This window comes from Streptomyces sp. NPDC006235, from assembly GCF_040613735.1.
GTDB lineage: Bacteria > Actinomycetota > Actinomycetes > Streptomycetales > Streptomycetaceae > Streptomyces.
The window spans coordinates 183,984-193,250 of record NZ_JBEXSR010000012.1 but is presented as its reverse complement, the minus strand read 5'-3'; the positions used below and the strand labels follow the sequence as shown (position 1 = coordinate 193,250).

The following is a 9,267-nucleotide window of genomic DNA, read 5'->3' as shown; positions in this document are numbered from 1 at the left end:
CCTCCGCCTTGCATCTGCACGCACCAGACCCCGCTCACCGGCGCTGATCAGCGCTGTCGGTTCCCTGCGACCTGATCCAAACGACAGGCCCTAGCGCCCGGCCCGGGCTCCGGCGGCGTAGGCCGCCGGGGGTACTCCCACCGTCGTCGTGAAGTCGCGCACGAGATGGGCCTGGTCGGCGTAGCCGAGGTCGGCGGCGAGGGCGGCCCAGTCGACGTCGTTGCGGGTGCCGGCCTGTTCCAGGGCCTCGTGGATGCGGTAGCGGAGGATGACCCACTTGGGGCTGACGCCGACATGGGTGGAGAAGAGCCGTTGCAGCGCCCGCACCGACAGTCCTCGCGCGCGGGCGAAGTCGCCGACGCGGCGTACGGTGCGGTCCGCCTGGATGCGCCGGACGAGGTCGATGGCGAGGTCGGCCTGCGGATCCGGGACGCAGGGCAGGGAGAGCAGGAAGGCATCGAGCGCGGCCACCCGGGCGCGGTCGTCCGCGGGGGTGACGACCGCGCGGGCGGTGTCACCGGTGACCTGCGGGAACACTTCCTGGGCGGGCAGCGTGCGGCCGGTCCAGCGGGAAACCGGCGCCCCGGGTACGTACGGCCGGAAGCCGCCGGGCCGGAACTTCGCCCCGCAGACCCGGCCCCGGCCGGACAGCTTCCTGGTGTACAGGCCGAGCGCGACGCCGGTGACCTCGCCGTAGGGCGCGTCCTCGTCGTCCACCCCGTCCCACTGGAAGGTGAGGTTGACGGCGGGGTGCGGGACGATGTGGGAGGCGTAGGGCGCGGGCAGGTCCCAGTCGATGAGCCAGTACCACTCGACGTACCGGCGCAGCGGCTCGGCGGGCTCGTGGCGGCGGAATCGCACGCGGTTCAGCAGCCCGGACGGGTCGACGATCCCGCGGGTGTCGTGGCGGGGTGCCTCCATGGCCGGATCGTACGTCGCGTTTCTTCAAGAAGGGCGGTCCCGGGCGTCCCTACGGTCGGTGTATGGACACCGAGCGCAGTGAAGTGAAGAGCCACACCCTGGGCGATCTTCTGGCGGTGGCGCGTGAGCGGGCCGTGCCTGTGGTCCGGGCGGTTCCCGACGAGGCGCTCTCAGCGCCCACACCGTGTGCCGACTACGACGTGAAGGGCCTGGTCAACCACCTCTTCCAGGTGGTCGTGGAGTTCCAGAAGCTGGCCGCCAAGGGGGAGTCGGACTTCTCCACGACGCCGGACCGGGTCGGCGCGGGGCCGGACTGGCGGGAGCGGTTCGCCGAGGAGACGGACAGGCTGGTGGCGGCCTGGTCGGCGCCGGGTGCCGAGGAGGGCACGGCGGGGGCGTGGCAGATGCCCGCGCGGCTGGTCGGCTCGATGGCGTTGCTCGATCTGACCGTGCACGCGTGGGACCTGGCCCGTGCCACGGGTCAGGAGTACCGGGCGGACCACGGGATGGAACCGGTCCTGGAGCAGCTCGCCGGCACGGTCGCCGAGCTGGCCCCGACGGCCCGGTCGACCGGTGTGTTCGCGGAGCCGGTGCCGGTGGCGGAGGGTGCGTCGGCCTTCGAGCGGCTGCTCGGGCAGACCGGCAGGGATCCGTACCGGGCGTGATGACCTGCCTGTTGTCCCCCAGGTACGGTTGAAGAGTAAACAACCTGGAGGGTGAGCGATCATGCAGTTCGGGATCTTCAGCGTCGGCGACGTCACGCCCGACCCGACGACCGGCCGGACGCCGACCGAACGCGAGCGCATCAAGGCCATGGTCGCCATCGCGCTGAAGGCCGAGGAGGCCGGGCTCGACGTCTTCGCCACGGGCGAGCACCACAACCCGCCGTTCGTGCCGTCCTCCCCGACCACCATGCTCGGCCACATCGCCGCCCGCACCGAGCGGCTGATCCTCTCCACGGCCACCACCCTCATCACCACCAACGACCCGGTGAAGATCGCCGAGGACTTCGCGATGCTCCAGCACCTGGCCGACGGCCGGGTGGACCTGATGCTGGGCCGCGGCAACACCGCCCCCGTCTACCCCTGGTTCGGCCAGGACATCCGGCAGGGCATCCCGCTCGCGATCGAGAACTACGCCCTCCTGCACCGGCTGTGGCGCGAGGAGGCCGTCGACTGGGAGGGGAAGTTCCGTACGCCGCTGCAGGGCTTCACCGCCACGCCCCGCCCGCTGGACGGCGTACCGCCGTTCGTCTGGCACGGGTCGATCCGCTCGCCGGAGATCGCCGAGCAGGCCGCGTACTACGGCGACGGCTTCTTCCACAACAACATCTTCTGGCCGGCCGAGCACACCCGCCGCATGGTCGAGCTGTACCGGGCGCGGTACGCGCACCACGGGCACGGCACGCCCGAGCAGGCGATCGTCGGGCTCGGCGGGCACGTGTTCATGCGGCGGAACTCGCAGGACGCCGTCCGTGAGTTCCGGCCGTACTTCGACGTCGCGCCGGTGTACGGGCACGGGCCGTCGCTGGAGGACTTCATGGACCAGACACCGCTGACCGTCGGATCCCCGCAGCAGGTGATCGAGAAGACGCTGGCCTTCCGTGACTACGCCGGTGACTACCAGCGCCAGCTGTTCCTGGTCGACCACGCCGGGCTGCCGCTCAAGACCGTGCTGGAGCAGATCGACCTGCTGGGCGAGGAGGTCGTACCGGTGCTGCGCAAGGAGTTCGCCAGGGGCCGCCCGGTCCACGTGCCGGACGCCCCGACGCACGCGGCCCGGCTCGCCGCGGCCCGAGGGTGAGAGGACGGTAGTCACCGGGCCTGTGGTTGCGCGCCCCTGGTGAGAGGGCAGTAAGAAGGACGCTCCGGTGCAGCTCATCCGGTCCCGCGGACCCGGCGGCGGGGCACACTGGACGCGTGTCCCAAACAGTGCTGCTCGCCGAAGACGACCGCGCCATCCGCAACGCCCTGGAGCGCGCCCTGACCCTGGAGGGTTACCAGGTCATGGCGGTCGCCGACGGTGTCGAGGCACTGGCGCAGGCCCACCGCAACCGTCCCGACGTCCTCGTCCTGGACGTGATGATGCCCGGCATCGACGGGCTCCAGGTGTGCCGCGTGCTGCGCGCCGAGGGCGACCGTACGCCGATCCTGATGCTGACCGCCCTCGTGGAGACCGCCGACCGGATCGCCGGCCTGGACGCTGGCGCCGACGACTACGTGGTGAAACCCTTCGACGTGGAGGAGGTCTTCGCCCGGCTGCGCGCCCTGCTGCGCCGCACGAGCCCCGTGGGCGTCGGCGGCGCACCCGCGGCCGAGGCGCCCCGGCCGGTCCCCGAGCGGTTCATCGAGGCGGCCGGCATCCGCATGGACCCGCAGGCGCGCCGGGCCTGGCGGGGCGCCCGCGAGCTGGAGCTGACCCGCACCGAGTTCGAACTGCTGGAACTGCTGGTCCGCAACGCGGGCATCGTCCTCGACCACTCGACGATCTACGACCGTATCTGGGGCTACGACTTCGGCCCCGGCTCGAAGAACCTCGCCGTCTACGTCGGCTATCTGCGGCGCAAGCTCGACGAGCCGGACGCGCCGCAGCTGATCCACACGGTGCGCGGCGTGGGTTACGTGCTGCGGGAGGACTGAGTGGGCCGCATCGGCCGGATGCTGGGCGGGCGGCGGCTGAAGCTGGTCTCGCTGCGCACCACGTTCGCCGTGTCGTTCGCGGCGGTGACGGCGGCCGTGACGATCCTGGTCGGCATCCTGTCGTACAGCGCGGCGGCCCGGCTGGTGCGGGTGGACCAGCAGACCGTGTTCGACGAGGTCGTGCAGGACCTGCGGGACGAGGTGCGGCAGAACCACATGACGCCCGGCGACTTCTCGTCCGCCGCGCCGGGCCACGACCTGGTCCGGCCCGCCCGGACGGATGTGCAGGTGCTCGGCCCGGACGGCCATGTCGTCGACCCGGGCAGCCCCGGACTGCCGGTCACCGGCGCCGACGTACGGATCGCCGGGGCCCTGACGTCCGGCCGGGTGGCCGAGCACAAGGACGTCGACGTGGGCGACGACGTCTACCGCGTCGCGACCGTCTCCCTCGGCGGCGGCCGGGGCGCGGTGCAGGTCGCGCAGGAGTTCAGCGACGTAGAGGACCTGCTGCGGGCGCTGCAGCGGCGGACGCTGCTGCTGATGGCGGCCGTGGTGATCGCCGCCGGCCTGTTCGGCTGGTGGCTGGCCCGGCGGATCACGCGCCGCCTGGTCGTCCTGACCGACGCCGCCGAGGACGTCGCCCGCACGCGCCGGCTCGGCATCCAGGTGCCCGTCGCCGGGCACGACGAGGTGGGCCGGCTGGGCCGGGCCTTCGACCGCATGCTGGGGCGGCTCGCCCAGTCCGAGGAGGACCAGCGCCGCCTGGTCCAGGACGCGGGCCACGAGCTCCGTACGCCGCTGACCTCCCTGCGCACGAACATCTCCCTGCTCCGCCGGATCGACGAACTCCCGCCCCGGACCCGTGAGGAACTGGTCGCCGATCTCGGCCAGGAGGCCCGCGAGCTGACCGACCTGGTCAACGAGCTCGTCGACCTCGCGGCCGGGCAGTCCGACACCGAGCCGCCGCAGCGGGTGGACGTCGCCGACCTCGCGGAGGAGGTGGCGGGCCTCGCCCGGCGCCGCAGCGGCCGGCGGATCCTGCTCCGCGCGAGCGGCGACACCACCACCGACGGGCGGCCCGGGATGCTGACCCGGGCGCTGTCCAATCTCGTCGAGAACGCGGTGAAGTTCGACCAGGGCGGCACGGCCCCCATCGAGATCGTCGTGGCCGGGCCCGCCCGCCCGGGCACGATCCGCGTCGAGGTCCTCGACCGCGGCCCCGGCATCGCCGACAAGGACCTCGACCGCGTCTTCGACCGCTTCTACCGCGCCGCCGACGCCCGCTCCCTGCCGGGCTCGGGCCTGGGCCTGTCCATCGTCCGGGAAGTGGCCCTCGCCCACGGCGGAGCACCGTTCGCGTTCCGCCGGGACGGGGGCGGGACGGTGATCGGGTTCACCGTGGGCGGGGGGCTGGACTGACCCTGGTTCCGTGCCGCGCGATTCGGACGCCTACACCGCCAGCCACACCGCCTGGTCGGGCCCCAGCAGGCCGTCCTCGAGCGGCCCGCCGGCCAGGAGAAGCTCGGTGTGTGCGGGCAGCTCGCACGGCTCCGTCGAGAGGTTGACCACGCACAGGAACCCCGGCTCGCGGCTGAAGGACAGCACCCCCTCGGGGCCGTCCTGCCAGGTCATCGTGCCGTCGCCGAGGGCGGGGTGTTCGCGGCGGATGCGCAGGGCCGTGCGGTAGAGCTCCAGCATCGAGTCCGGGTCTCCGTCTGGGCCTCGACGCTCAGTGCGGCCCAGTCGGGAGGCTGCGGCAGCCAGGGTTCGGCCGTCGCACCGGCGGGGCTGAAACCGTAAGGAGCGGCCTGGCCCGACCAGGGGATGGGGACGCGGCAGCCGTCACGGCCGCGGTCGGTGTGGCCCGAGCGTTCCCACGTGGCCCGGCCTGCCCGGAGCCGCTGCCGCAAGCGGTGAGAAGAAGCCCGGTGGCAGCGAGCGCGGCCGCTGTGGTGGTGGTTCTGGTCGTCACTGTCTCTCCTGGTCGTGCGGAACCGGGGGTCAGGCTGGTGAGACTGCGCTGTCACGGAAGCAATGAGAATGAACTAGCACGTCAGTGCCCATGTCGGGGCTCGATCTGGGATGAACGCGAGCCTGTTGGGACAGCGCTTGCAAGTTAGGGGCGGCCTGTGTCGAAGTCAATGTGTTACAGAGGATTAATCCGCTGACCGGTCGGGGCGCATCGCCGTGAAAGCGCTGTCATGTTCCGGGGTCGGAGAGCGAATTCCTGTGCTAACGTCCGCTCATGCCTCCAGCTCAACGGCACCCCACGATGGCCGACGTCGCCGAACGGGCCGGGGTCTCCACCTCCACCGTCTCGCGCACGCTGCGCGGCCTGTCCACGGTCTCGCCGGAGGTGCGGGCCCGCGTCGAGAAGGCCGCGCGCGAGCTGAACTTCGCCGTGTCCCGGCAGGCCGCAAGCCTGGTCACGGGCCGGACCGGGACGGTGGCGGTGCTGGTCCCGACGCTCAACTCCTGGTTCATGGGATCCGCCCTGTCCAGCCTGGCCCCGCTGCTGCGGGCGGCCGGCATGCAGCTGAACGTCTACGAGGTCCCGGACCTGGCCGAGCGCACCGCGTTCTTCGAGCACCTCCCGGCACGCCGCAACGCCGACGCGCTCCTGGTGTTCTCCTTCGACCTCACCGACGAGGAGACCGCGCGGCTGGACGACCTAGGCATGCCGGTGATCTACGTCAGCCAGCACGTCGAGGGACGCCCGAGCATCTACGTCGACGACGTGGCCGGTGCTCTGCACGGCACCCGGCACCTGCTCAACCTCGGCCACCGCCGGATCGCCTTCGTCCAGACGGTGGGCGCGAGCGGCTTCTCCTTCAGCTCCAACGAACGGCTGCTGGGCTATCAGCAGGCGCTCACCGAGGCGGGGGTCCCGCTCGACGACGACCTGGTGGTGTCCACGCGGGTCGGCGACAAGCGCGCCGCCGCCGAGGTGCTCGGCATGCTGCTGAGCCTGCGCGAGCCGCCCACCGCCGTCTTCGCCGAGCAGGACGAGGTCGCCGTCGCCCTCATCTGGAACCTGCGCAAGACGCAGATCCCCGTACCCGAGCGGATCTCCGTGCTCGGCTTCGACGACCAGCCGCTGGCCGACTGGTTCGACCTGTCCACGGTCGCCCAGTCGCCGTCGGACATGGGGCGGGAGGCCGGGGAGCTGGCGCTCAAGCTCATCGACGACGACGGGGCGGACCACGAGCGGCATGTCGTACTCCCGACGTGTGTGATCCCGCGGGCCACGACCGCTCCGGCGCCCCGGGCCAGGGACCGGGACGAGGGGGAGCGGGGCGGCGAACAGGGGCGCGAGTGACATGCGCGAGTGGCATGCGCGAGTGGCATGCGCACCCTTGGAAGAACCGGCTGATCAATCCGTGAGGGCGAAGAACCGCATCGGTGAGTTCGTCTCGAAGCCGATGCGCGGGTACACGGGCGCTCCGGCGGCGGTGGCGTGCAGGGTCGCCCGGGTCAGTCCGGTGGCCCGGCCGCCCTCGTGCAGGGCCTTGCGCGTCACCGCTTCTCCGTATCCCCGGCGTTCCCACGCCGGATCGGTCGCGACGAGCAGCACGAAGAGGCGGCCGTCGGCCTCGACGGTGGCGGCGCAGGTGACGGGAGTGCCGTCGGCGCGCACGCCCAGGTAGGCGTACACCTGGCTCTTCCACAGCGAGGAGCGGCCGAGACCGTCACGGCCGTCCTCCAGCGGGAAGCCGTAGGCACGGGAGTTGAGGTCGGCGAAGGCGCGCAGCTGATCGTCCGTCGTCACGCGTACGAACGTCAGGTCGGGGTGGGCGGGTTCGGGGAGGGGCAGCAGATCCCCCGCCATGCCCGTCCCGGCGAAGGCGTGCACGAGCCCGGCCCGCTCGGCGGCGTCCCCGAGCCCCGCGCGTGCCTCGTCGTCCAGCAGATCCTCGAAGACCCACAGAAAACCGGGGTGTTCCTTCGCCCGCATGACCTCCGCGACCTCGTCCAGCCGCTGCTTCAGCAGCCCGGCGGTGGTGCCGGGTTCGGTCAACGTGACGCAGTTCCAGAAGGTGAACCGGCAGTCAGCCCAGCGGACGGCGATTCCCGGCAGATCGCGGACGTCCGCCTGCGGATCCCGGTCGAGCACCATGACCCGCCACACCGCGGCGAGCTGCTCCACCGATTCGATCGAGTCCGTGAGATCACGCATGACCATTCCCCCCAAGTCGGCAATAGGGCACGGGAGTTGCCCGGCCCGTACACGTACTGCCCTTTCCGGGGCCGGCTCATCCCGCCCGCGCTCTCACCGTCCGGCGGAGCCGTCCTGCTGGGCCCGGCGCCGGGCGGCGGCCACCTCGCGCATGCTCTGCAGAAAGCGCCGCACCGTGGCCAGCTCCTCCTCCTCGAAGGACCGCATCTCGGCGACCATCTCGTGGATCAGCGGACCGAAGAACGACCAGCCCAGGGCGACGGCCTCGTCCTGGACGACCAGCAGCACCCGCCGGCGGTCGCGGGTGTCCCGTTCCCGGCGCACGAGTCCCAGCCGCTCCAGCCGGTCGACCAGGGCAGTGGTCGACGCCGAGTTCACACCCAGCTGCGCGCCGAGCCATCCGGGGGTGGCCCGCACGCCCTCCCGGCCGGCGTCCAGCAGGTGGATCAGTGCGCGCACATCCGTGGGATGAAGCCCCTCGCGGCCGGCGAACTCGGCGGCGAGAAGGTCCAGTTCCACGGTGACGGCGCGCAGCAGATGGACCAGTTGAAGACCGGGGTCCTGGTCGTCCACGCTCTCACTCCCGTAATATCTCGACAGTCGAGATTATCGATGACCGAGTAATCATACGGCGGGGGTCCAATGGGTGAGGTGGCGTCCATGGGTGAGGCGGGGGTTCATGGTGACGAGGCGGTCTTCTTCGCGGCGTACGACGCCGTCCTGCGGCAGTGGCCCGTCGAGGTCCACAGCGTCGACGTGCCATCCCCTTATGGCAGCACCCGCGTCCAGGTCTGCGGCCCTGAGGACGGCGTTCCCGTCGTGCTCCTGCCCGGCGGCGGAGCAACGTCGGTGGTCTGGTTCGCCACCGTCGCAGCCCTGGCCCCCGCCCATCGGGTGTACGCCGTCGACCTGATGGGCGACATCGGCCGCAGCGTGCACGACGGGGCGCCCCTGCGCGGCGCCGCCGACCTGGTGGCATGGCTCGACGCGCTCTTCGACGGGCTGGACCTGGACGGGGCCCATCTGTGCGGCCACTCCTACGGCGCCTGGATCGCCCTGAACTACGCGCTGCACGCGCCCCACCGGCTCGGCAGACTCGCGCTGCTCGACCCGACCAACTGCTTCGCCGGCATGAGTGCGCGGTACCTCATGCACGGGCTGCCGATGCTGCTGAAGCCCACCGTGGAGCGCGTACGGGCCTTCCATCGCTGGGAGACCGGCCGCACCCCCGAGGACCCGGTGTGGCGGGCGTTCCTGGACAGCACCGCCACCGCCCGGCGGTCGAAGGTCGTCGCCATGCGACGCCCCAGGGCAGAGCAGGTGAGGGCCTGTACGGTCCCGGCCCTGGTGCTCCTGGCCGAACACAGTCGGGCTCACGATGTGCCACGCGTAGCGGCAGCCGCCCGCCGGCTCCTGCCCGACGCGAGTGTCGTCACCCTGCCCGACGCCTCCCACCACTCCATCCCCACCGAGCGTCCTGCCGGACTCAACCGCCTGCTGGCGGAGTTCCTGGTCTGAGGCGGCGTCGGG

Annotated in this window: 9 protein-coding genes and 1 pseudogene; 6 read left to right on the top strand and 4 right to left on the bottom strand. The window is 71.8% G+C overall.

What is annotated here, in order from left to right:
- Positions 1–90: 90 nt before the first annotated feature.
- A complete protein-coding gene (locus ABZ192_RS17415; protein ID WP_356925336.1) occupies positions 91–921 on the bottom strand; it encodes an AraC family transcriptional regulator in 831 nt (276 codons plus the stop codon).
- 62 nt (positions 922–983) lie between these two features.
- On the opposite strand from ABZ192_RS17415, the gene ABZ192_RS17410 reads away from it, so the two are divergent.
- The 4 genes from ABZ192_RS17410 to ABZ192_RS17395 all read left to right on the top strand — a co-directional run bounded on the left by ABZ192_RS17410 (position 984) and on the right by ABZ192_RS17395 (position 4,979).
- Positions 984–1,586, top strand: coding sequence for a TIGR03086 family metal-binding protein (locus tag ABZ192_RS17410; protein ID WP_356925335.1), 603 nt, complete (start codon positions 984–986; stop codon positions 1,584–1,586).
- A gap of 61 nt (positions 1,587–1,647) precedes the next feature.
- Positions 1,648–2,724, top strand: a complete 1,077-nt coding sequence (locus ABZ192_RS17405) for an LLM class flavin-dependent oxidoreductase (protein WP_356925334.1) — start codon at positions 1,648–1,650, stop codon at positions 2,722–2,724.
- A 116-nt stretch (positions 2,725–2,840) separates the two neighbouring features.
- Positions 2,841–3,560: a response regulator transcription factor gene (locus tag ABZ192_RS17400; RefSeq protein WP_356925333.1), complete on the top strand. Its 720-nt coding sequence runs from the start codon at positions 2,841–2,843 to the stop codon at positions 3,558–3,560.
- An 18-nt stretch (positions 3,561–3,578) separates the two neighbouring features.
- The gene (locus ABZ192_RS17395) at positions 3,579–4,979 is read left to right on the top strand and encodes a HAMP domain-containing sensor histidine kinase (protein ID WP_356925346.1); all 1,401 of its coding nucleotides are present in this window, start codon (positions 3,579–3,581) and stop codon (positions 4,977–4,979) included.
- Positions 4,980–5,009: 30 nt separating this feature from the next.
- On the opposite strand, the pseudogene ABZ192_RS17390 reads toward ABZ192_RS17395, so the two are convergent.
- A pseudogene (locus ABZ192_RS17390) lies at positions 5,010–5,437 on the bottom strand (DUF3459 domain-containing protein); the annotation flags it as partial.
- 395 nt (positions 5,438–5,832) lie between these two features.
- Between ABZ192_RS17390 and ABZ192_RS17385 the strand changes: the two are divergent.
- Positions 5,833–6,879: a LacI family DNA-binding transcriptional regulator gene (locus ABZ192_RS17385; protein ID WP_356925345.1), complete on the top strand. Its 1,047-nt coding sequence runs from the start codon at positions 5,833–5,835 to the stop codon at positions 6,877–6,879.
- 54 nt (positions 6,880–6,933) lie between these two features.
- Here ABZ192_RS17385 and ABZ192_RS17380 read toward each other — a convergent pair whose 3' ends face one another.
- Together ABZ192_RS17380 and ABZ192_RS17375 are read right to left on the bottom strand one after the other, a co-directional pair.
- On the bottom strand, positions 6,934–7,737 hold the full coding sequence (locus tag ABZ192_RS17380) for a GNAT family N-acetyltransferase (RefSeq protein WP_356925332.1): 804 nt from the start codon (positions 7,735–7,737) through the stop codon (positions 6,934–6,936).
- 93 nt (positions 7,738–7,830) lie between these two features.
- On the bottom strand, positions 7,831–8,310 hold the full coding sequence (locus ABZ192_RS17375; protein ID WP_356925331.1) for a MarR family transcriptional regulator: 480 nt from the start codon (positions 8,308–8,310) through the stop codon (positions 7,831–7,833).
- An 87-nt stretch (positions 8,311–8,397) separates the two neighbouring features.
- On the opposite strand from ABZ192_RS17375, the gene ABZ192_RS17370 reads away from it, so the two are divergent.
- Entirely contained in the window at positions 8,398–9,255 is an 858-nt protein-coding gene (locus ABZ192_RS17370; protein WP_356925330.1) for an alpha/beta hydrolase, read from the top strand.
- Positions 9,256–9,267: the final 12 nt, after the last annotated feature.

Coding starts and splice junctions, on each gene's coding strand:
- ABZ192_RS17405 (WP_356925334.1), top strand. CDS start 1,648: ATGCAGTTCGGGATCTTCAGCGTCGGCGACGTCACGCCCGACCCGACG.
- ABZ192_RS17410 (WP_356925335.1), top strand. CDS start 984: ATGGACACCGAGCGCAGTGAAGTGAAGAGCCACACCCTGGGCGATCTT.
- ABZ192_RS17380 (WP_356925332.1), bottom strand. CDS start 7,737: ATGCGTGATCTCACGGACTCGATCGAATCGGTGGAGCAGCTCGCCGCG.
- ABZ192_RS17415 (WP_356925336.1), bottom strand. CDS start 921: ATGGAGGCACCCCGCCACGACACCCGCGGGATCGTCGACCCGTCCGGG.
- ABZ192_RS17385 (WP_356925345.1), top strand. CDS start 5,833: ATGGCCGACGTCGCCGAACGGGCCGGGGTCTCCACCTCCACCGTCTCG.
- ABZ192_RS17395 (WP_356925346.1), top strand. CDS start 3,579: ATGCTGGGCGGGCGGCGGCTGAAGCTGGTCTCGCTGCGCACCACGTTC.
- ABZ192_RS17370 (WP_356925330.1), top strand. CDS start 8,398: ATGGGTGAGGCGGGGGTTCATGGTGACGAGGCGGTCTTCTTCGCGGCG.